Origin of the sequence: Methylomagnum ishizawai, from assembly GCF_019670005.1 — a bacterium.
Taxonomy (GTDB): Bacteria; Pseudomonadota; Gammaproteobacteria; order Methylococcales; family Methylococcaceae; genus Methylomagnum; species Methylomagnum ishizawai.
The window spans coordinates 3741014-3763336 of record NZ_AP019783.1 but is presented as its reverse complement, the minus strand read 5'-3'; the positions used below and the strand labels follow the sequence as shown (position 1 = coordinate 3763336).

At 62.5% G+C, this 22323-nt stretch carries 15 protein-coding genes; 10 read left to right on the top strand and 5 right to left on the bottom strand.

Going from position 1 to position 22323, the window contains the following annotated elements:
• Positions 1 to 7: 7 nt before the first annotated feature.
• Both K5658_RS17040 and K5658_RS17035 read left to right on the top strand, forming a co-directional pair.
• Positions 8 to 1186 carry an efflux RND transporter periplasmic adaptor subunit gene (locus tag K5658_RS17040; RefSeq protein ID WP_221064286.1) on the top strand — a complete coding sequence of 393 codons (1179 nt, stop codon included), beginning with the start codon at positions 8 to 10 and terminating at the stop codon, positions 1184 to 1186.
• Positions 1183 to 4317, top strand: coding sequence for an efflux RND transporter permease subunit (locus tag K5658_RS17035; RefSeq protein WP_221064285.1), 3135 nt, complete (start codon positions 1183 to 1185; stop codon positions 4315 to 4317). Before K5658_RS17040 ends, K5658_RS17035 begins: the two co-directional genes overlap by 4 nt.
• Before the next feature lie 107 nt (positions 4318 to 4424).
• On the opposite strand, the gene K5658_RS17030 is transcribed toward K5658_RS17035, so the two are convergent.
• Positions 4425 to 7382, bottom strand: a complete 2958-nt coding sequence (locus K5658_RS17030) for a transketolase (RefSeq protein WP_221064284.1) — start codon at positions 7380 to 7382, stop codon at positions 4425 to 4427.
• Between the two features lie 366 nt (positions 7383 to 7748).
• Between K5658_RS17030 and cysD the strand changes: the two genes are divergently transcribed.
• Both cysD and cysN read left to right on the top strand, forming a co-directional pair.
• Entirely contained in the window at positions 7749 to 8657 is a 909-nt protein-coding gene (gene cysD / locus K5658_RS17025; RefSeq protein ID WP_221064283.1) for a sulfate adenylyltransferase subunit CysD, read from the top strand.
• Positions 8657 to 10297: a sulfate adenylyltransferase subunit CysN gene (gene cysN, locus K5658_RS17020; RefSeq protein WP_221064282.1), complete on the top strand. Its 1641-nt coding sequence runs from the start codon at positions 8657 to 8659 to the stop codon at positions 10295 to 10297. Before cysD ends, cysN begins: the two co-directional genes overlap by 1 nt.
• A 93-nt stretch (positions 10298 to 10390) precedes the next feature.
• On the opposite strand, the gene K5658_RS17015 is transcribed toward cysN, so the two are convergent.
• Both K5658_RS17015 and K5658_RS17010 read right to left on the bottom strand, forming a co-directional pair.
• Positions 10391 to 11233: a hypothetical protein gene (locus K5658_RS17015; RefSeq protein ID WP_221064281.1), complete on the bottom strand. Its 843-nt coding sequence runs from the start codon at positions 11231 to 11233 to the stop codon at positions 10391 to 10393.
• 176 nt (positions 11234 to 11409) lie between these two features.
• Entirely contained in the window at positions 11410 to 13731 is a 2322-nt protein-coding gene (locus tag K5658_RS17010; protein ID WP_221064280.1) for a DNA internalization-related competence protein ComEC/Rec2, read from the bottom strand.
• 65 nt (positions 13732 to 13796) lie between these two features.
• Between K5658_RS17010 and K5658_RS17005 the strand changes: the two genes are divergently transcribed.
• From K5658_RS17005 to rho, 4 genes are all read left to right on the top strand, one after another.
• A complete protein-coding gene (locus K5658_RS17005) occupies positions 13797 to 14405 on the top strand; it encodes a DUF2062 domain-containing protein (protein ID WP_221064279.1) in 609 nt (202 codons plus the stop codon).
• A gap of 299 nt (positions 14406 to 14704) precedes the next feature.
• Positions 14705 to 15916: an HD-GYP domain-containing protein gene (locus tag K5658_RS17000; RefSeq protein WP_221064278.1), complete on the top strand. Its 1212-nt coding sequence runs from the start codon at positions 14705 to 14707 to the stop codon at positions 15914 to 15916.
• A 156-nt stretch (positions 15917 to 16072) separates the two neighbouring features.
• Positions 16073 to 16399 (top strand): thioredoxin TrxA, encoded by a 327-nt coding sequence (trxA, locus tag K5658_RS16995; protein WP_221064277.1) that lies wholly within the window; start codon positions 16073 to 16075, stop codon positions 16397 to 16399.
• A gap of 195 nt (positions 16400 to 16594) precedes the next feature.
• Positions 16595 to 17851: a transcription termination factor Rho gene (rho, locus tag K5658_RS16990; protein ID WP_085215446.1), complete on the top strand. Its 1257-nt coding sequence runs from the start codon at positions 16595 to 16597 to the stop codon at positions 17849 to 17851.
• Positions 17852 to 18071: 220 nt separating this feature from the next.
• On the opposite strand, the gene K5658_RS16985 is transcribed toward rho, so the two are convergent.
• A complete protein-coding gene (locus K5658_RS16985; protein ID WP_221064276.1) occupies positions 18072 to 20636 on the bottom strand; it encodes a type I restriction endonuclease subunit R in 2565 nt (854 codons plus the stop codon).
• Between the two features lie 336 nt (positions 20637 to 20972).
• Between K5658_RS16985 and K5658_RS16980 the strand changes: the two genes are divergently transcribed.
• On the top strand, positions 20973 to 21479 hold the full coding sequence (locus K5658_RS16980; RefSeq protein WP_221064275.1) for a helix-turn-helix domain-containing protein: 507 nt from the start codon (positions 20973 to 20975) through the stop codon (positions 21477 to 21479).
• Positions 21476 to 21916 (top strand): transposase family protein, encoded by a 441-nt coding sequence (locus tag K5658_RS16975; protein ID WP_221064274.1) that lies wholly within the window; start codon positions 21476 to 21478, stop codon positions 21914 to 21916. Before K5658_RS16980 ends, K5658_RS16975 begins: the two co-directional genes overlap by 4 nt.
• Here the strand turns inward: K5658_RS16975 and K5658_RS23670 are convergent.
• Positions 21903 to 22316 (bottom strand): restriction endonuclease subunit S domain-containing protein, encoded by a 414-nt coding sequence (locus tag K5658_RS23670; RefSeq protein ID WP_246628477.1) that lies wholly within the window; start codon positions 22314 to 22316, stop codon positions 21903 to 21905. The two genes, K5658_RS16975 and K5658_RS23670, sit on opposite strands and share 14 nt — an antisense overlap.
• Positions 22317 to 22323: the final 7 nt, after the last annotated feature.

The following is a 22323-nucleotide window of genomic DNA, read 5'->3' as shown; positions in this document are numbered from 1 at the left end:
CACCTCGATGAACAGATTTGCCCTCATCTTTGCCGCCATCGCCGGGCTGGGCATTGTCCTCGCCGGTTGCGGGGAGCGTAACCAATACGTCCCGCCGCCACCGCCCGAGGTCACGGTCAGCCAAGCCCTGAGCCAGCCCGTCACCGGCTACTTGGAATTCACCGGCAACACCCAGGCCGTCAAGACCGTGCAACTCACCGCCCGCGTCCAGGGCTATCTGGAGAAGGTGCTGTTCCACGATGGCGACCGGGTCAAGCAAGGCCAACTCTTGTTCCTGATCGAGCCTGGGCAATACCAAGCCCGTGTGCGCCAAGCCGAAGCCCAGGTGGTGCAGGCCCAAGCCCAACTCGACCATGCCGAGACCGAATTCGCCCGCTTCAGCGGCTTGGTGCGGCAGAACGCGGCGGCGCAGACCGATATGGATAACTGGCGGTTCCAGCGCGACAGCGCCCAGGCCATGCGGCTGTCGGCGGAGGCCAACCGCGATCTGGCCAAGCTGGATTTGAGCTATACCCAGGTCGCCGCGCCCTTCGATGGCCGTATCGACCGGCGTTTGGTCGATCCCGGCAATCTGGTCGGCGTGGGCGGGAATACCGTGCTGGCGGCGATCAACCAGATCGATCCGATCTATGTGTACTTCACCATCGACGAGATGGAATTGTTGCGCCGGATACGGACCACGGGCGTATCGCCGGGCGAGGCCGAGCGGCTGAATATCCCGGTGTTCCTGGGGCTGGCCAACGAGGACGGCTATCCACACCGGGGCAGGCTGGATTTCACCGGCATCACGATCACGCCGACCACGGGCACCTTGCTGCTGCGCGGCATCTTCGACAACCACGACGGGACCATCCTCCCAGGCTTGTATGGCCGGGTGCGGGTCAGGAAGCTCGATTCCGAGCGGACCGCCTTGCTGCTGCCGCAAACGGCCCTGGGCTACGACCAGTTGGGGACTTATGTGCTGGTGGTGGATGGGCAGAACAAGGTGGAGCGGCGCGGCGTCAAGACCGGCGAGCCAATCGGCGGGCGCATCGTGATCGAGGAAGGTGTGGGTCCGCAGGATTGGGTGGTGGTGACGGGCTTGTTGCGGGCCATGCCCGGAGCCGAGGTCCGGCCCAAACGGATCGCCGCCGCCGCCCCGCCGCCATCCTCCACCGGGACCCTGCCAGGGAAGGGCGCACCATGATTTCCGAGTATTTCATCGACCGGCCCATCTTCGCCAATGTCATCGCGATGGTGACGATCATCATCGGCTTGGTGTGCTTTTTCAACCTGCCGGTGGCGCAATATCCACCCATCGTGCCGCCGACCATCCAGGTGGCGGCCCGCTATCCCGGTGCCAGCGCCGAGGTGGTGGCGGCGACCATCGGCATGCCCATCGAGCAGGCGGTGAACGGGGTCGAGGATGCGCTGTACCTGCAATCGACCAGCACCAGCGATGGTTCCTATGCGCTGACCATCACCTTCGAGGTGGGTACCGACCTCAATAAGTCGGTCTCGCTGGTGCAGAATTTGGTGAACAGCGCCCAGGCCCAGCTACCCGCCTCGGTGCAGGCGCAAGGCATCGTGGTGCGCAAGGTCTCGACCGATATCCTCTTGGTGATCGGGGTCTACGCCGAGGACGACCGCTACGACGACACCTATCTTTCCAATTACGCCGTCATCAACCTGCAAAACCCCTTGGCCCGTATTCCGGGCGTGGGGCAGGTATCGGTGCGCGGGGCGGGGCCGTATAGCATGCGGGTATGGCTGAACCCCGACCGGCTCTACCACTACGGGCTGACCCCCCTGGACGTGGTCGCCGCCATCCAAAGCCAGAATGTGCAGGTGGTGGCGGGGCAATTGGGGGCGCCGCCGGTGCCACCGGACCAGGCTTTCCAGTTCACCGTGAACGCCCTGGGACGGCTGGCCGATGCCGGGCAGTTCGCGGATATCATCATCAAGAGCCAGTCGGCGGAAGCCCCGCAAATCGTCCGGGTGCGCGATGTGGCGCGGGTGGAATTGAGCCGCCAGACCTACGCTAATTTTTCCCTCACCCGCGGTCATCGCGCGGCCAATATCCCGATTTTTTCCCTGCCTGGTGCCAATGCCTTGGAGGTCGCCGACCGGGTGAAGGCGTCCATCGCCGATATGGCCCAACAATTCCCGCCGGGACTCCGCTATGAAATCCGCTACGACACCACCCTTTTCGTGCGGGAGGCCATCCACGATGTCTACCTGACCCTGCTCGAGGCCGGGGCGCTGGTGCTGGTGGTGATCCTGCTGTTCTTGCAGGATTGGCGGGCGACCTTGGTGCCCGCGACCACGGTGCCGGTGACGATTATCGGCGCGTTCGCCGCCATGGCCTTGCTGGGCTTCGGCATCAACCTGATGACCTTGTTCGCCTTGATCCTCGCCATCGGCATCGTGGTGGACGACGCCATCATCATCGTGGAGAACTCGTCGTATTACATCGAACAGGGCTTGCCGCCCAGGGAAGCCACCCTCAAGGCCATGGGCGAGATGTTGGGTCCGGTGGCGGGGATCACCGCGGTATTGACCGCCGTGTTCCTGCCCGCCGCCTTCCTGCCGGGGATCACCGGGCAATTGTTCCGCCAGTTCGCCCTGGTCATCGCGGCCACGGCCATCATCAGCGCCATCAACGCCTTGACCTTGAAACCCACCCAATGCGCGCTCTGGCTACGACCCAAGGAGGCACGGCGCGAACCCAACGCCTTTTTCCGGGCTTTCAACCGGGGTTATGGCTGGGTGGAGGGGCTCTATGTGCGGCTGATTGGCTGGATGGTGGCGCGGCCCATCGCCATGGCTTTCTTGTTCTTGCTGGTGGTGGGGGGGGCCGGACTGGGCTATGCCGTCCATCCCAAGGGCTTCCTGCCCACCGAGGACCAGGGCTATGCCATCCTCATGGCCCGTTTGCCGGAGGGCGCGGCCCAACCACGGGTGATCGCGGTTGCCCGCAAGGTCGACGACATTATCCGCCAGACACCGGGCATCCAGGCTTGGGTGACCATCGGCGGGTTTTCCATCATCGACAACGCCAACCTGCCCAATACCTTCACCACCTTCCTGGTCTACCAGGATTGGAGCGAGCGGGGGGCCGGGTTGGATCAGGAGAAGATTCTGGGCGATTTGCGCGGCAAGCTGGCCGGAGGCATCGAGGAGGCGCAAACCTTCGTGGTGGTGCCGCCGCCGATCCGGGGCTTGGGCCAGTCGGGTGGGTTCCAGATGATGGTCGAGGATCGCCAAAGCCTGGGGTTGGAGGAGTTGCAAAAAGCCGCCCAGGAAGTCGCCCGCGCCGCCGCCGGCCAATCGGGGTTGCGCAACGTGGTCAGTACCTTCAGTGCCCGCAGTCCCCAGCTTTATCTGGATATCGACCGCACCAAGGCCGAGTCTTTGAATATCCCGCTCACCCATGTGTTCCAGACCCTGCAAACCTATCTGGGTTCGACCTTCGTCAACCTGTTCAACAAGTTCAACCAAGTGTTCCAGGTCTATGTGCAGGCCGACGCGCCGTATCGGTCCAGCCCGGAGGATATCCAGCGCTTGTATGTGCGGAACGAACGGGGCGAGATGGTGCCCTTGGGCACCTTGCTACAAGCGCGGCGGATTTTGGGGGCGGAACTGATTACCCGCTACAACCTCTATCCCGCCGCCCAGATCATCGGGGCTTCCGCGCCCGGTTTCAGTTCGGGCCAAGCCTTGGAATTGATGGAGGCCGCCGCCCGGAGCGCCCTGCCGCATGGCATGGATTTCGACTGGACCGCCTCGTCCTATCAGGAAAAGCAGGTGGGCAACCAAGCCTATTTCATCTATGCGCTGTCCATCACCCTGGTATTCCTGGTGCTGGCGGCGCTGTACGAAAGCTGGATGACCCCGCTGGCGGTGATTTTGGTGGTACCCATGGCCTTGGCCGGGGTGTTGGCGGCGCTATGGGTCCGGGGGTTGGATGCCAATCTGTATACCCAGGTCGGACTGGTGTTGATGATCGCCCTCGCCAGCAAGAACGCCATCCTGGTGGTGGAATTCGCCCGGCAATTGCGGGAAGAGGGCAAATCCAGCGCCGAAGCCGCCGTCGAGGCCACCCGCCGCCGGTTCCGCCCGATCCTCATGACTTCGTTCGCCTTCATCCTGGGCGTGGTGCCCTTGGTGTTCGCCACCGGGGCGGGGGCCGCCAGCCGCCAATCCATCGGCACGGTGGTGTTCGGCGGAATGCTGGCCTCGACCTTGTTGGCGATCCCGTTCGTGCCGGTGTTTTTCGTGCTGACCCAGCGCGGGATGGATTGGCTCAAGTCCCGTTCCCGTGGCCGGGTGGGTTAGCCGGTACTCCGGCGTAACCCACCGATTTCCCAAACCCTGTGCGAAGCGTAAACCATAGGATGTGCGAACGGCGGGGAGGCGCATCGTTCTCCGTGCCTCAGCCCATCCTACATGCCGACCCACTCCAACACCTTCCGCTCGATGGCCCGCGCCGAGATGCCCTCGAATTCCAGCAATTCCTGGGGCTTCCCGGAATGCGGCTCCTGGCCGACCGCGAGGCTATGCACCTGGGCCGCGCCCGCCAGCACCGCCGCCACCGCCTCGCCCAGGCCGCCTTCCGGCCAATGATCCTCCACCGTCACGATGAACCCGGTTTCCCGCGCCGCCTGCTTGAGGACGGCGCTGTCCAGCGGCTTGATCGAATAGGCGTCGATCACCCGGATATTGACGCCCTGTGGCAGCAGCGCGGCCTGGGCCTTCAACGCTTCGTGGACCGTGATACCGGCGGCGACCACGGTGCAACGGTCTTGGTCGGATTGGCGTAGCGTCTTGCTGCCGCCCACCGGGAAGGTTTCGTCGGCGGGGTAGATGACCGGCGTCGCGCCCCGCGTGGTGCGGAGATAGACCAGGCCCGGCGTGGTCACCGCCTGTTCGGTGAGGCGGGCGGCGCTGACCGCATCGCAAGGGTAAAGCACCGTGCTATCGGGCAGGGCGCGGAACAGCGCCAAGTCTTCCAAGCCCATCTGCGAAGCCCCATCCTCGCCCACCGATACGCCCGCGTGGCTGCCGCAGAACACCAGGTGCGGCGGTTGGCTGTGCGCCGCCATGCGGATGAAATCGTAAGCCCGGCTGAGGAAGGCCGCGAAGGTGGCGAACACCGGGATTTTGCCGCGGGCGGCCAGGCCCAACGCCGTGCCCGCGAGATTCTGTTCGGCGATATAGCCCTGGAAGAAGCGCTTGGGGAAGTTCTGGGCGAAGCCTTCGGTGTGGGTGGAGTTCTTCACATCGCCGTCCAGCACCACCAAGTCCGGCATGAGTCCCCCCAGGTGTTTGAGCGCGTCGCCGAACGCCTGCCGGGTGGCGATTTTCTCGCCCAGCCGATAATCCACGGCGAGGCGGGATAGGGCGGAAGCGGTGGGATGCGGCGGTTCGTGTCCGCCGACTTGTTTGGGGTCGACGCGCAACCTCATGTCGGCCTGGCCCAATTCGTCGAAGGCCCGCGCCATTTCCTTCGGGCTAAGCGCCTTGCCATGCCAGCCCTGTTCGCCTTCCAGGAAGGACACGCCCTTGCCCTTGACGGTACGGGCCAGGATCGCCGTGGGACCGCCCTTGCCGGCGGCGTACAAGGCGTCGAGGACGGCTTCCAGGTTGTGGCCGTCGATTTCCAGGGTCTTCCAGCCGAAAGCCCGGAACCGCCCGGCCAGGACGCTGGTATCGCGGCCATAGGGCGCGGCCTCGCTCTGGCCCAGGCCGTTGATATCGACGATGGCGACCAGGTCCGATAGCTGGTGCAGCGCCGCGAACTGGGCCGCTTCCCACACCGAACCCTCCGAGCATTCGCCATCGCCCAACAGGCAATAGACCTTGGCCGGGATGCCATCCAAGCGGTTGGCGAGCGCCATGCCATTGGCGGCGGGCAAGCCCTGGCCCAGCGAGCCGGTCGCCACCTGGACCCAAGGGTTGCGCGGGGTGGGGTGGCCCTCGAAACTGCTGTCCAGGGTACGGAGCGACAGCAAGTCTTCGTCGGTGGCCCCGGCTTCCCGCAACGCCGCCCACAGGATCGGCGCGGCGTGGCCCTTGGACAGGATGAAGCGGTCCACGGCGGGGGCTTGGGGGTTTTGGGGATTCCAGCGCATTTCCCGGAAGAACAGGGCGGTCACGATCTCGGCGCAGGACAGGCAGGAAGTCGGGTGCCCGGAACCCGCCGCCGTGGTCATGGCGATGACTTCGCGGCGGAGTTTGCGGGCCATCGTCCGCAGGTCTTCGAGTCCGCTGCGGTTGAGGTATTGGCGGCAACGGTCGGCCAGGGTGTCGAGCAGGGCGTCGTGGGGCTTGATGAATTTTTGCACGCCTTCGTTTTCGAGCTGGGCCGTGAGTTGGGCGAAATCGATGCCCAGCGCGGCCAAATCGTCCAGGGTCCGGCGGGCTTCGTCCAAGCCTTGTTCGAGGGTATCGCCCACCTGGCCGTGGTCGGCGAAGGCCTTGATGGTTTCCTCGGGTAAGGTGCTGACCGTGTGCGGGCCGATCAAGGGTTCGACATACATCACATCGTCGTAGCCGGGGGTTTTGGTGCTGGTGCTGGCCCAGAGCAGGCGTTGCGGCTGGGCCCCCCGGTCCGCCAGGGCTTTCCAGCGGGCGCTGGCCGTGATCCGCTTGAAATGCTGATAGGCCAGCTTGGCGTTGGCGATGGCGGTTTTGCCCAATAGCTTGGCGGGATCGGGGTGTGGATGGCTGCCGGGCAGGAGGCGCTGGTGCAGGAGTTCATCCGCCAGCACATCGATCCGGCTGAGGAAAAAGCTGGCGACCGAGGCCACCGTGCCCAGGGGCAAGCCCTCGTCCCGGCGTTGTTCCAGGGCGCGTAGATGGCTTTCCGCCACGGCGGCGTAGCGCTCGAAGGAAAACAACAGGGTGATGTTGACATTGATGCCCTCGAACAAGAGTTGCTCGATGGCGGGCAGCCCCGCCGGCGTGCCCGGTATCTTGATGAACAGATTGGGCCGGTCCACCACTTGCCAGAGATGGCGGCCCATGCGGATCGAGGCTTCGGTGTGGTGGGCGAGGTGGGGCGAGACTTCCAGGCTGACATAGCCATCGAGTCCCGCGCTACGCTCATGGACCGGGCGCAGGATATCGCAGGCCTTGCGGATATCCTCGACCATCAGGGCTTCGGCGATTTCGTCGATCCGGGCGCAGGAGCGGCGGTCCTGGATGAGGTGTTCGATCTGGGCGTCGTAGTCGGCGCTGTCGGCGATGGCTTTCTGGAAGGTGCTGGGATTGGAAGTGATGCCCCGGAGCCCATCGCGCTGGACCCGGCCCTGGAGTTCGCCGCTTTGGATCATGCGGCGGGTGAGGTTGTCCATCCAGTAGCTTTGTCCATGCTCGATCAATTTCAGCAGGGGATTCATAGCGGTGGCCTCCTGGCGCGGGGGGCGGGCGTATCGCCCGGAATGTCCTGGTGGCGGCCCGTGCTGGCAGGGCCGCGGGTGCCTTGAGTGTTGGGACTTCCGGGGCGGCGCGGAAGTTTCGTGGACCGGGGGGAAGTGGGCATAAGCCTGCCGGGCGGGGCCGGCGTTGTCCGCGATAACGGAAGGGTGGGTGCCTATAGCCATCGGCTGCGCCAGGCCGGGCCTGGATTGGGCCGGTCCAAGCCGTATTGGAATCCGGCCCGGCGGGGGCGGGCCTCAAACTGCAAGGCACGCGCTTTGTGTTACCATTGGACCCCGTTCCCGCCTCCAATATAGTCACCGCATCCGCATACCTCCCAATTCTCGATGAACGAATACACCCTCACCCATCTGAAGCAGTTGGAAGCCGAGAGCATCCACATCATCCGCGAAGTCGCGGCCGAATTCGACCGACCCGTCATGCTGTATTCCATCGGCAAGGATTCGGCGGTCATGCTGCATTTGGCCATGAAGGCTTTCTATCCAGGCAAGCCGCCGTTCCCCTTGCTGCACGTCGATACCACCTGGAAATTCAAGGACATGATCACCTTCCGCGACCGCATGGCGCATGATCTGGGCTTGGATTTGATCGTGCATATCAACCCGGATGGCATCGCCCAGGGCATCAGCCCCTTCGTGCATGGCAGCGAGAAGCACACCGATATCATGAAGACCGAAGGCTTGAAACAAGCCTTGAACCAGTACCAGTTCGACGCGGCCTTCGGCGGTGCCCGCCGCGACGAGGAAAAGTCCCGCGCCAAGGAGCGGGTTTATTCGTTCCGCGACCAGAACCACCGCTGGGACCCCAAGAACCAGCGCCCGGAGTTGTGGAATATCTATAACGGCAAGGTCAATAAGGGCGAAAGCATCCGGGTATTCCCGCTCTCCAACTGGACCGAGTTGGATATCTGGCAATACATCTATCTTGAAAATATCCCCATCGTACCCTTGTACTACGCGGCGGAACGCCCGGTGGTCGAGCGGGGCGGCGTCCTCATCATGGTGGACGACGACCGCATGCCCTTGGAGCCCGGCGAAACGCCGGAAATGAAGATGGTCCGCTTCCGCACCCTGGGCTGCTATCCCCTGACCGGCGCGGTGGAATCCACGGCGGCGACCCTCCCAGACATCATCCAGGAAATGCTGCTCACCACCACGTCCGAACGCCAGGGCCGGGTCATCGACCACGACCAGGCCGCCTCCATGGAGAAGAAGAAGAAAGAGGGCTATTTCTGATGTCGCACCAATCCGATTTGATCGCCACCGATATTTTCGAGTACCTGGCCCAGCACGAACGCAAGGAACTGTTGCGCTTCCTGACCTGCGGCAATGTGGACGACGGCAAAAGCACCCTGATCGGGCGGCTGTTGTACGATTCCAAGATGATCTACGTGGATCAGGTCGCGGCCCTCAGAAGGGACAGCGCCAAGTACGGCACCACCGGCGACGATTTCGACCCGGCCCTCCTGATGGACGGGCTCCAGGCCGAGCGCGAGCAGGGCATCACCATCGACGTGGCCTACCGCTATTTCTCCACCGCCAAGCGCAAGTTCATCATCGCCGACACCCCCGGCCACGAGCAGTACACCCGCAACATGGCGACCGGGGCTTCGACCTGCGACCTCGCCATCATCCTGGTGGACGCCCGCAACGGCGTCCAGACCCAGACCAAGCGCCATAGCTTCATCGTGTCCTTGCTGGGCATCAAGCATGTGGTGGTCGCCATCAACAAGATGGACTTGGTGGATTATTCCGAGGCGGTGTTCGAGCAAATCCGGGCCGATTATCTGGCCTTCGTCGAGAGCTTGAATATCCACGATGTGCGCTGCATCCCGCTCTCCGCGCTCAAGGGCGACAACGTGGTGCATCGCAGCGAGAAGATGCCGTGGTACCAGGGCGAGGGCTTGATGGACCTGTTGGATTCCATCGAGATCGCCAAGGACCAGAACTACCAGAACCCCCGGTTCCCGGTGCAATACGTCAACCGTCCCCATCTGGATTTCCGTGGCTATAGCGGCACGGTGGCGGCGGGCGTGTTCAAGAAGGGCGACGAGGTCATGGCCCTGCCTTCGCGCAAGACCAGCCATATCACGTCCATTGTCACCTACGACGGCGAACTGGAACAGGCGTTCCCGCCCCAGGCCGTGACGATCACCCTGGCCGACGAGATCGACGTGAGCCGGGGCGATATGCTGGTGCGGCCCGACGACCTGCCGATCCTCGACACCCGCTTCAAGGCCCATATCGTGTGGATGACCGAAACGCCGATGGTGCCGGGCAAGCAATACACCCTCAAGCAGACCACCCGCACGGTGACGGGTTCGATCCCGCAAATCCTGCACCGGATCGACGTGAACACGCTGGAACAGCACCCGGCGGACCAACTCAACCTGAATGAAATCGCCCTGTGCGAAGTGGCCCTGAACGCCCCCATCGCCTTCGACCCGTATGCGTTGACGAAGGGCACCGGCGCCTTCATCGTCATCGACCGGCTGAGCAATGTCACCATCGGCGCGGGGATGATCGTGGGCCGGGCCGACGAGGCCGATGTGGCCCGCCGGGTCACGGTGGAGGAGCGCGCCGCCCGTTTCGGCCAGAAGGCCGCGACCTTGTGGCTGACCGGCCCCCGGCGGGTCGAAACCGCCTACGCTATCGAGCGCAAGCTGTTCGATACCGGCCATGCGGCGGTGGTGTTGGACGACGAGGGCTTGGCCGGGCAGGCGGCGTTCATCGCCGGGCAGGTCAACCGGGCCGGTGTGATTTGCATCTGCGCGGTGGAGGCCGCGCCCGCCACGCCGGAACGGCTCGTGGCCGCGACCGACGATGTCGAGGCCGTGCTGGCCCTGCTCAAGGAGGACGGGGTGTTGTTGGATTAGCGCCACCGGCTGTTCCCGCCACCAAAAACGCCGGTTCGACCGGCGTTTTTTTATGGGCGGTGGGCGGGATATGTCTTTCCGGATTCCTCCGGGCTACGAGGCCTGCAGGTCGGGCCGCTTGGCGAAGATGAGTTCCAGCATCTGCTGCACCGCCCGCGCATGGCCCGAACCTTCCTTTTCCAGCTTCCGCGCCGTCCCCAGGACCACCCCGGCCAGGTCGGGCCGTTTGTCCAGGATCGTCGCCAGGGTCTGCAAGGCGGCTTTGCGGATGTACCACTCGTTCTCCTGCCCGGCGGCCTGGGCCGCGACCAGGGCGAGGCTGTCGTCGGCCAGTTCCGGGCGTTTCTTGACGATCAATTCCAAGGTCTGCTGCGCCGCCTCGCGGATTTCGTCCTGGCCTTCCTGGGCGGCGGTCTTGGTGACGGCCAATACGGTTTCGGCCAGTTCGGGATTCTTGTCGAGGATCAGCCCCAGGGTTTGCTGGGCGGCTTTGCGGGTATCCCATTGTCCGTGGGTGGCGGCGACCCTGGCGACGGCCTTGGCCATGCCGCTATCGGCCAGGTCGGGGCGCTGCTTGATGATGGTTTCCAGCGCGATCCGCGCCGCTTCGCGCACTTCCCCGTGCTTGTCCATGACGGCGGCTTTCGCCGTGTCCAGCACGCCGTCGGCCAGGGCGGGACGCTTTTGCACCACGATTTGGATGGCGCGTTGCGCGGCCTTGCGGACTTCCCAATCGTCGACCGCGGCCGCGGCCTTGGCGACCGCGAGGGTCAGGGCGGCGTCGGCGCTGTGGGGCGGGTTGGGGAGGCAATCGGCCAGGGTATCGACGAACTCGGCGGGCTTCACCCAAAGCACCTGTACGATCTTGGCGGCGAACGTCACGGAAATCAGGGAAAGCTGCATTCCGCCTTGCAGCAATAACGACAATGAGTTCATGGCTGCCTATCGAGAGAAGTTGCTGTTGCGTGGTGGTGTTGGATCGGAATCCCGGCGGGGTTTTCCATGCGGTTCCAGGCCGGGGTGCCGCGCCCGGCCATCGTTGCCGCTGGTCCCGCGTTATTCGCGTATCGGTGTAGGCGGTCAGCGTACCTTAACAGCCCGGTACATTCTAGCTAGGGTTCGTTCCAATAATGCCGGTGCGCCCGACGCTGGTTTGCGAGCCGGGGTTCGCCGCCCGTCCAGAACAGGATGGCCCCGGTTGCGGCGGTGTTCGATATTTCCGCCCCGAGCCCTGAGTAGCGGGCCAGCACCGTGGGATGGGGATGGCCGAAAGGGTTGAGATAGCCCGCCGGGATCAGCACCCGCCGGGGCCGCACCGCCGCCAGGAAACCGGGGCTGGACGAGGTTTTGCTGCCATGGTGCGGGGCGACCAGGATGTCGCTGCCGAGCGCCGCGCCGTGGCGTTCGACCAGGAGGGTTTCGGCGGCGCGTTCGATATCCCCGGTCAAAAGGACGCTGCCGTGGGCGCCGCCGACCCGCAGCACGCAGGAATTGTCGTTGTCCTTGGGGCTGGGGGCCACGGGGCCGAGCATCGCGAATTCCACGCCATCCCAGGACCAGGACTGGCCCGCCCGGCACGGGATCGCCGGGAATTCCGGCAGGCGTTCCGGCACGCTGCTATAGGCGGCGCGGACCCGGAGCAAGGCCAGCACGGAATGCGCCCCGCCGATATGGTCGTTGTCGCCGTGGCTCACGACCAGGGCGTCCACGGTATCGATGCCGCGCCAGCGCAGATAGGGTTCGACCACCGCCGCGCCCATATCGAATTCCGGGCCGAGGCGGGGTCCGGTATCGAAGACCAGGGTTTTATGGCGGGTTTCCACCACCGCCGCCAAGCCCTGGCCCACGTCCAGCAGGGTCAGCAGGAATTCCCCCGGCGCGGGGCGTTCGATGCGGGCGGTCAGGGCGGGCAGCCATAGCACGAGGCCCAGCCAGCGGGCCGGGAGGCCACGCGGCACCAGCAGCCAGACCGCGCCCAGCAGGGCCGGGAGCAAGGTCCAGGGCGGCGGTTCGGCCCGGCTCCATTGCGCCCACGGGATTCCAGACAGCCAATCCAACACCGGCCAGAACAGGGCCAGCACCGTCGCGGCCAGCTTGAGCACAGCCGTTCCCGCCAGGGGAAACACCAGCGACAGCCCCGCGCCCAGGAGGCAGAGCGGCACCAGCACCGTTCCCAGGACCGGCACCGCCAGCAGGTTGGCGAGCGGCGACACCAGCGAGATTTGCCCGAAGCACAGCAACAACAGCGGCGCCAGCCCCAGCGCGGTATAGAGGTTGATTGTGAGCATCGTCGCCCAAAGCCGGCGCGGCGCCGCGATCCGCCCGGAAACCCCATAGGCGATCAGCGCCACCGCCCCGAAGGACAACCAGAATCCCGCCGCCAACACCGCCATGGGGTCGTAGAGCAGCACCGCCAGCAAGGCCAGGGCCAGGATATGGACCGGGTTCGGGTGGCGGCGGGCCAACACCGCGCCCATGGCGATGGCGACCATGATCAAGGCGCGCTGGGTGGGGATGGGGAAACCGGCCAGGGCGGAATAGAGCAGGGCGCTCGCCATGCCGGCCACGGCGGCGACGCTAGGCGGCGGCCAGCGGACGAGGCCGGACCGGGCGCACAGCCTTTGCGTGACGAGGAAGACCAGGCCCGCGATCCCGCCGATATGGGAACCGGACACGGCGATGAGGTGCAAGGTGCCGGTGCGGCGCAGTACCCGCCATTGCGGCTGGGTGATGGCGTCGTCCACGCCCAGGGCCAGGGCTTCCACCAGACCCAGCACCGGACTCCCGGCGAGGCTGGCCGCGATCCGCTCGTGGATCGCCCCGCGCCAGGCCCGTGGCGACAGCCAGCGTCCGCCGCCATCGTCCAACCGCCGGTTGTCGGCGGATTTGCGGACATAGCCGACGGCGCGGATGCCTTGTTCGAATAGCCAGCGCTCGTAATCGAAACCGCCGGGATTGGCGAGGCCACGCGGCGGGCGCAGCTTGACCCGGAAGCGCCAGCGTTCCCCGGCCTGGGGCGCGGTGGCGGGGGCGTCGTACCAACTCAGCCGCAGGCGGCGGGGCCAGCCGTCGGGGGTGCCGGGGTCGAGGCGGCGTTCCACGGCGAAATCGAAGCGCACACCGCGTTCCTGCGGGCTGGGGATATCCAGGATCACGCCTTCGATGATGGCGGCCTGGCGTGCCGTGGCCGGAGGGAGGTGTTCCGCGAGGCGGGCCGCGCCATAGCCATAGGCCCAGATCAGGCCCAGGGCCAGCGCTCCCTTTAAAGGCCAACCCCGCCATAGGCTCGCCGCCAACAGCGCGGCGGGAGCCGCCAGCGCCCAGGCGGCGGGTAGTTCCGGTAGGCATTGCACCACCGCCACGCCCAGCGCGAACCCCGTGGCGAGCCGGACCGTGGTGGGCGCGGGCAAGGTAAAAGATCGTTCAACTTTCAATTTCTAATCCGTAAAATGGCCCACCCTTAGGACTTTTCACACAACCTACACACAGGCGGCCCCCGATGCCCAAGAAGCTTTTGAAACGCTATTTGCCGGACCCTAAAAAAATAAAAGAAATCAAGGCCTTGGAATTCCTGGGGGATAAGCTGCATTCGCCCAACCTCTGGCATTTGAACCGCCATTCCGTGGCCCGCGCCTTCGCCATCGGTTTTTGGGCGATGTATACCCCGCCCTTGCCCTGGCAGCAGGTCATCGCCGCCGTGCTGGCCATCTATTTCAATGCCAACCTGCCCATCGCCGTGGCCCTGGTCTGGATCACCAATCCCCTGACTTGGTTGCCCATGTATTATTTGGCCTATAAGGTGGGGACGCTGGCCATGGGGATGGATTCCTTCGGCTTCGATCAATTCTCCGAGTTGTTCAGCATCGAGAAGGTCTTGGAATTGGGGGCCCCGTTCTTGCTGGGTTGCTTCATCCTGATGAACCTCGGCGGGGTGCTGGGTTATTTCGGTGTCCAATGTCTATGGCGGCGCTCGGTGCGGCATCAGTTGGAACTGCGGAAATTCCGCGACGCCGAATTGAACACCCGCATCATGGTGAGCGAATCCTACGCCACCTATCTGAAGTTCTTGGAGCATCGCTATAACAGCCGTAGAAAGGGTGGGGAGTAGGATGCCACCGTGGAGGATCGGGATCGGACCGGAATCCTGGAATAAAAAAGTATCAAGTGTATTCTTTTGAGGCATTGACATCCACGTTCCTGCCGGAGCCAGGGTAGGTTACTATACGGCGAGAGGCTATCCTGCCTTGGCATTGAAAATGCCGGGCGGTGGAATTCCGGGGTATGTATATTAAATGATGCATTTCCGGGTCCCGCCCCAGGATGGCCCACCCAATCTGCAGGATTGCGAATCCTGCCAAAGCCAAACAAGTCCAGGCCCGGATACCGTCCGGCCCTTCGGATGGAACGATGAGCAATACCGAAAGAGTCAAAATCCGTGCCAAGGACTTGCGTCTCGGCATGTATGTTTGCGAACTGGACCGGCCCTGGAGCGAAACCCCGTTCTTGTTCGAGGGTTTCGAACTGGCCAGTCCCGCCGATATCCAGGTGGTCATGCAGTATTGCGAGTATGTCTATATCGACATGCACCGCACCCATGTGGTCCATATGGTGCTGGACGAAATCCGGGAGCCGTTTTCCAAGACCGGCAAATCGGCCAGCTTCGACCAGGAAATCCAGGCCGCCGAATCCACCCGCCAACAGACCTCCAGCCTGCTGAAGTCCTTCATCGACGATATCCGCTTTGGCCAGAGCGTGGATGTGCAACTGGGGCAATCGGCGGTGTCGGAATGCGTCGCCAGCATCCTCCGCAACCCCGACGCCATGCTCTATATGGCCCAGATCCGCAACAAGGGCGAGCAATCCAGCCAGCACGCCTTCAATGTCTGCGTGTTCTCCATCCTGCTGGGCCGCCATCTCGGTTTGTCGCCGAAAGCGCTGGAAGGACTCGGCACCTGCGGACTCCTGCACGATGTCGGCAAGATTTCCATCGCCGACGCTCTCCTGAACAAGCCCGACCGGCTCAACGCCGAGGAGCAGGCGATCCTGCGCCAACACCCCAAGCTGGGCCGGGATATCCTGATGTCGGCCCGCAATGTCTATGCCGGCGCGGTCGATGTGGCCTATTGCCATCACGAGCATGTCGATGGCTCCGGCTATCCCCGCGGCCTGCACGATGTGCAATTGAACCTCCATACCAAGATCGTCAGCATCGTCGAGACCTACGACGATGTCACCAGCGAGCGCCCCTACCGCCCGGCCCGCACCCACCTCGACGCCATCATGCTGCTGAACAAGAAGGCGAAGTCGAACAAGTTCGACGCCAAGCTGGTCGAGCGCTTCCTGGCTTGCCTCGGCACCTATCCGCCCGGCAGCATCGTCGAGCTGAGCAATGGGGAGGTGGCGCTGGTGCTGGAAACCAATCCGGGTCAACGCCTGCGGCCCCGCATCCTGGTGGTGCGCGACCCCGACCACAACCCGGTCGAAAGGCTGGTGGACATGGCGGAGCAACAGGTGGACGGGCGCGGCCAACCCTACAAGGTGAAGCTGGTGCGTCCGCCGGGGTATCTGGATATCGATCCGCGCCAGTACCGCGCTACCATTACCAAGGTCTTCAATTGAAAACCCCCTGGAAACACGGGGCTTGCATTTGGGGCGGGTTTAGGCTGAAATGGCCCCACTCGCAAGGAAATGCCAGCCCGTCCAGCGCCGCCCCCTGCGGCCGCCCCCGATAGCACCCCAATCCATCCCCTTCCATCCGACAATGTGGAGACCATTGTGAGCGATAACATCCTTTATGTGAGCGATGCCGAGTTCGAGGACAAGGTATTGAAGTCCGAAACCCCCGTCCTGGTCGATTTCTGGGCGGAATGGTGCGGTCCCTGCAAGATGATCGCGCCGATCCTGGAGGAGATCGCCGAGGATTTCGCCGAACGCTTGATCGTCGCCAAGCTCAATGTCGACGAGAACAACCTCGTCCCGCAGCGCTACAACGTGCGCGGCATCCCGACCCTGATCCTGTTCAAGAACGGCGAAGTGGAAGCCACCAAGGTCGGCGCCCTGGCCAAATCCCAGCTGGCCAAGTTCATCCACGACAACCTCTGAGGATTCCCATCCACCCGCGCCGGCCCCGCCGGGCGGGTTTTTCCATAACCATGCTAACCTGAACCGCATCCTCTCGCCGCCCCCAGCCCGCGCCGCCCCCCGGCACGCTTCCTCCGGCTCGACACCCCGGTCGAGAACACTCCCGCAGACGATTGGTTTGCCCTTGTTCCACACCCTTGACCCCCAACTCAATTTATGAACCTGACCGACCTCAAACGTAAGCCTGTTTCCGAGCTGATCGAAATCGCCGAGACCCTCGATATCGAAGGCGTGGCCCGGACCCGCAAACAGGATTTGATCTTCTCCATCCTGAAGAAACAGGCCAAGAGCGGAGAGGACATTTACGGCGACGGCGTACTGGAAATCCTCACCGATGGTTTCGGTTTCCTGAGGTCGGCGGACAGCTCGTTCCTGGCGGGGCCGGACGATATCTATGTCTCCCCCAGCCAGATCCGCAGGTTCAGCCTCCGCACCGGCGACACCATTTCCGGCAAGATCCGCCCGCCCAAGGACAACGAGCGCTATTTCGCCATGCTCAAGGTGGAGCAGATCAACTACGAGCCGCCGGAGAACGCCAAGCACAAAATCCTCTTCACCAACCTGACCCCGCTGTTCCCCAAGGAGCGCCTGGAACTCGAACTCGGCAACGGCACCACCGAAGACCTCACCGCCCGCGTGATCGACCTGGTGGCCCCCATCGGCAAGGGCCAGCGCGGCTTGATCGTGTCGCCGCCCAAGGCCGGCAAGACCATGATCTTGCAGAATATCGCCCATTCCGTCGCCGAGAAGAACCCCGAGTGCTATCTGATCGTGTTGCTGATCGACGAGCGCCCGGAAGAAGTGACCGAGATGCAGCGCAGCGTGAAGGGCGAGGTGGTGTCCAGCACTTTCGACGAGCCGCCGGCGCGGCATGTGCAGGTGGCGGAAATGGTGCTGGAAAAGGCCAAGCGGCTGGTCGAGCATAAGCGCGACGTGGTGATCCTGCTGGATTCCATCACCCGTCTGGCCCGCGCCTACAACACCGTGATCCCGTCCTCGGGCAAGGTGCTGACCGGCGGCGTGGACGCCAACGCGCTGGAACGGCCCAAGCGCTTTTTCGGCGCGGCCCGCAATATCGAGGAGGGCGGCAGCCTCACCATCATCGCCACGGCCCTGGTCGATACCGGCTCGCGCATGGACGAGGTGATCTACGAGGAATTCAAGGGCACCGGCAACAACGAATTGCACCTGGAACGGAAGATCGCCGAGAAGCGCGTGTATCCCGCCATCAATATCAACCGTTCCGGCACCCGCCGCGAGGAATATCTGGTGCCGCCGGACGAACTGCAAAAATGCTGGATCCTCCGCAAGATTCTCCAGCCTATGGACGAGATGGCGGCCAGTGAGTTCCTGCTGGGCAAGCTGAAGGACACCAAGACCAACCAGGAATTCTTCGACATGATGAAGAGATAATTTTAAGTTATTGAAATTTATTGGCTTTATCGGGTTGCTCGATTATATGTAAGCGCAGTGTAAGCAATCCGAACTCAACTCTTGAGTGCTGATGATTCTGGATTCGCGCTAATTTTGATCGCCCGCAGCAGCCCGCCCCGACCGATAAATCCAAGGACTTAAAAAGCAAAAGCCGGTTCATACTGGCTTTTTGCATTTTTGCCCCCCCTTAATTGAAAAGCTAGCCCACCCACGCAGCCGATAGCGTTTCTGCCTGCCTCAGCACCGTCTCCGTCGCGGCCTCCTGCTTATCGGGCGGGTATTTGTACTTCTTCAAGATGGTCTTCACCATGATTCGGAGCCGCGCCCGCACGGCGTCCCGCACCGACCAATCCACGCTCAGGTTCTTGCGGAGCTTGTCGGTCAATTCCCTGGCAATGGTCCGCAGGATGTCGTCCCCGAGTTCCCGCACCGAGGACTCGTTGGTTTCCAGGGCATCGTAGAAGGCCAGTTCGTCGGCGTTCAGCCCCAGCTTCTCCCCCCGGCTGGCGGCGGCGTTGAACTCCTTCGCCATCTGGATCAGTTCCTCGATGACCTGGGCGGTCTCGATGGCCCGGTTCCGGTATCGGGTCAGGGAGTTTTTCAGCAGTTCCGAGAACTTCTTGTTCTGCACCACGTTGGTGGCGAAGCGGCTTTTGATTTCATCCTTCAACAGCCGTTCCAGCAGTTCGACGGCTAGGTTCCTTTCCTTCATCCGCCGCACGTCCTCCAGGAAGGTTTCCGAGAGTATCCCCACGTCGGGCTTATTCAGGCCAGCGGCGGCGAAGATGTCTATCACCTCGTCAGACACCACGGCCTTGGAGATGATTTGCCGCAGGGCGTGTTCCTTGGCGTCGTCGTCCAGCTTCTTGGAAGGGTCGCCCTTGGCCAGCGCCGCCCGGATGGCCTGGAAGAAGGCGATTTCCTCCCGGTATTCGGCGGCTTCGTCCAGCGAGGCGCAGAGGGCAAAGGCTTTGCTGAGGGCCAGCACGCAGTCGGAGAAGCGCTTCTTGCCATCCTCCAGGCCCAGCACATGGTTGGCGGCGATGGGCAACAGCTTCAGCGCTTCGGTGAGGAAGGCGCTGTAGTCGATGCCGTGCAGCATTCCCCGCGCCACGTCGATTTTCTCGATGACCAGGGACAAGGCTTCCGCCACGTCCACCATGGGACGGCCCCGGCCCTGGCTGGTGGTGTAGGTCTTGAGCGCCCGCTTCAATTCCTGGGCGATGCCGATGTAGTCCACCACCAAGCCGCCGGGCTTGTCCTTGAACACCCGGTTGACCCTGGCGATGGCCTGCATGAGGTTGTGTTCCCGAATCGGCTTGTCCACGTACATCGTGTGTAGGCAGGGCGCGTCGAAGCCGGTCAGCCACATATCGCGCACGATGACGATTTTCAGCGGGTCGTTCGGGTCCTTGAAGCGCTTTTCCAGCCGCTTCTTGACCTGGGGCTTGTAGACATGGGGCTTGAGCAGCGCCTTGTCCGCCGCCGAGCCGGTCATCACGATCTTGATGGCCCCCTTCTCGGGGTCTTCGTCGTGCCATTCGGGGCGCAGGGCGACCAGGGCGTCGTACAGGTGGACGCAGATTTCCCGGCTCATGCCCACGACCATGGCCTTGCCATCCATCACCGTCAGGCGTTGCTCGAAATGGGCCACGAGGTCGGCGGCGATACGCTTGATGCGGGGTTCGGCCCCGGCCAGCTTTTCCAGCGCGGCCCAGCGGCTTTTCAGGCGGGCTTGGTCGGAGGCTTCCTCGTCCTCGGTCAGTTCCTCGACCTCCTCGTCGATGTTCGGGGTTTCCTCGGGTTTGAGTTCCAACTTGGCGAGGCGGGATTCGTAGTAGATGGGCACCGTGGCCCCGTCCTTGACCGCCTGCTCGATGTCGTAGACGTGGACGTAATCGCCGAACACGGCGCGGGTGTCCTTGTCCTCGGTCGAGATGGGCGTGCCGGTGAAGGCGACGAAGGTGGCGTTGGGCAGGGCGTCCCGCAGGTATTTGGCGAAGCCGTACTGGACCGCGCCGGTTTCCTTGTTGAAGCGGGCCTTGAGGCCGTATTGGCTGCGGTGGGCCTCGTCGCAGATGACCACCACGTTCCCGCGTTCGGTCAGGACCGGGAAGCTGTCCTCGTCCTCGCCGGGCACGAACTTCTGGATGGTGGTGAAGACGATGCCGCCGGAGGGCCGGTTGTTGAGCTTGGCGCGGAGGTCCGGGCGGGAGGTGGCCTGGACCGGCGTCTCGCCCAACAATTCCGGCGCATTGGCGAACACGCCGAACAACTGGCCGTCCAAGTCGTTGCGGTCGGTGATGACCACCAGGGTGGGATTTTTCATGGCCGGGTCCACCATGATTTTCCCGGCGAGGCAGCCCATTTCGATGCTCTTGCCCGCGCCCTGGGTGTGCCAGACCACGCCGCCCTTGCGGTTGCCGCCGGGTTGGCTGGCCTCCAACACCTGCCGCACCACGGCCCGCACGGCGTGGAACTGGTGGTAGGCGGCGATTTTCTTGGCGACCTGCCCGTCGTCCTCGAACAGGATGAAGTGGCGCAGGTATTCCAGCAGCAAGGCTTTGTCGAACACGCCCCGGACCAGGGTTTCCAGTTCGCGCATCGGGCCGAGCGGGTCGGTCGTCTTGCCGTCGATGGTGCGCCACGCGGAGAAGCGCTCGGCGTCGGCGGTGAGCGATCCCATGCGGGCGTTGATGAGGTCGGAGGCCTCAATATGCCCCTTGGTGACTGCTTCTCTAGAAGCCCCGGCATTTAACCCCATCAGATAATTTTTCGTTCTTTGTTGCAACAGGTATAAATGAATAAACCTTGCCGGAATTTCAGGCTTTGCTCTTATTATAACCACATGCTGATTAACTCGGGCTGGCAATACCTCAGGGTCAACAACGCACGTTCTCAAGATTGATGCCCCAGTAATATTAAGTAAAACGTCGTTAACCTTAACCTCTACTCCGCTCAATTGGTCTGCGGCCTGATCTGAAATACGGGCCAAGCCATCCCATATAAATTCGGAGTCATAAGATTTGTACCCGATGCAATATAATGGTATTTTTAATCGGTGGTAATTTCCTCTTCACTTCAGAATAGAAACCCAAAAGTGATTTACGAAAAATTCGCCGAAATAACCGATGATCGAATCGTTGCCGCGCTCATTGGAATGCCCAAAGCCAAATTCACGGCCTTGACCAAACGCTTCGAGTCGGCCAGCTTGGAAATCGACCGTGAGCGGGTTCTCAATGGCGAAATCAAACAGGTCAAGCAGGGCGGTCCAAAGGGATACCTCGATTCTCCCGAAAAAAAGCTATTCTTCATCCTTTTCTACCTGAAAACCTATCCTACCTTCGATGTCCTGGGGTTCCATTTCGGCCTCAGTGGCGGGCACGCCCACGCCCATGTCGATAAGTTATTGCCGGTCCTAGGCCGCGTCCTGAGCAATTTGAACCTCATGCCTTTGCGCCAGCCGACGGATTCCCCAGAATTCAGGCAAGCGCTTGAAAAATATAAGCATATCGCGATAGACGGCGTGGAGTGCCCCTGCGTCAGACCACAGGACGATAGCGCCCAGAAAGAACATTACAGCGGTAAAAAAAAAGACATACGGTGAAAGCCATCGTCATTTCCGACCTCAACCGGATGGTCTTGTTTCTATCCTGCATTTTCGCGGGCCGCACCCATGACTATGCGATTATGAAAACGGTTTTCAAGCCCGGTTCACCCTGGTTTAAGAAACTCAACGTCTGGCTCGACTTGGGATTCCTGGGTGCCGACTCTGATTATCCCGATGCCAAAATACATCTGCCGCACAAAAAGCCGAGAAAATCCAAGAAAAACCCCGATCCGCAATTGACGCCTAAACAGAAAGAAGAAAACCGGAAGCAAGCTTCCACCCGCGTGGTGGTCGAGCACGCTATCGGTGGAATGAAGCGCTTTCACTGCTTGACGCACCGGATCAGAAACCATCGAAGCGATTTCCTGGATTACTTTTTCGCGCTTTCGGCGGGTCTCTGGAACCACAAAATATCTTCTATTACAGAGATTTAGCATCAGGAACAACTCTATAGACATTTTGACTCCTAATCAGAGCCACTCCATCGTCTAAGTAAACTTCCTTCCCGCCACGCGGAGTAGCGCCGCTACCTATCTTTACTGTAAGGCTTTTCAGCGGATTTATTCCCCATCCTTTCGGAATCGGCCCCAACTCCGAATCCCCAAACTCGCTCGGAAATAGTGCCGCCGTGTCCGCGTCCATGCCTTCGGGTTCCCGGCCTTCGGCCTTGGCTTTCACCGGTTCGAAGTCGATGAACCAGGATTTGAACAGGGCTTGGGCGATAGCTTCTAGGGTGGCGTTGGTTTCGCGCAGTAGGATTATTCTGTCATCAAGCGCCCCAATAATCGAAATTATTCGAGTTTGAGCTTCTAAAGGAGGAAGAGGTAGTGGCAAAGAACGC

Excerpts from the sequence above, each read along its gene's own strand:
- cysD (WP_221064283.1), top strand. The coding sequence starts at position 7,749 with ATGAACGAATACACCCTCACCCATCTGAAGCAGTTGGAAGCCGAGAGC.
- K5658_RS17035 (WP_221064285.1), top strand. The coding sequence starts at position 1,183 with ATGATTTCCGAGTATTTCATCGACCGGCCCATCTTCGCCAATGTCATC.
- cysN (WP_221064282.1), top strand. The coding sequence starts at position 8,657 with ATGTCGCACCAATCCGATTTGATCGCCACCGATATTTTCGAGTACCTG.
- K5658_RS16985 (WP_221064276.1), bottom strand. The coding sequence starts at position 20,636 with ATGGGGTTAAATGCCGGGGCTTCTAGAGAAGCAGTCACCAAGGGGCAT.
- K5658_RS17000 (WP_221064278.1), top strand. The coding sequence starts at position 14,705 with ATGAGCAATACCGAAAGAGTCAAAATCCGTGCCAAGGACTTGCGTCTC.
- K5658_RS17015 (WP_221064281.1), bottom strand. The coding sequence starts at position 11,233 with ATGAACTCATTGTCGTTATTGCTGCAAGGCGGAATGCAGCTTTCCCTG.
- rho (WP_085215446.1), top strand. The coding sequence starts at position 16,595 with ATGAACCTGACCGACCTCAAACGTAAGCCTGTTTCCGAGCTGATCGAA.
- K5658_RS17030 (WP_221064284.1), bottom strand. The coding sequence starts at position 7,382 with ATGAATCCCCTGCTGAAATTGATCGAGCATGGACAAAGCTACTGGATG.
- K5658_RS17040 (WP_221064286.1), top strand. The coding sequence starts at position 8 with ATGAACAGATTTGCCCTCATCTTTGCCGCCATCGCCGGGCTGGGCATT.
- K5658_RS17005 (WP_221064279.1), top strand. The coding sequence starts at position 13,797 with ATGCCCAAGAAGCTTTTGAAACGCTATTTGCCGGACCCTAAAAAAATA.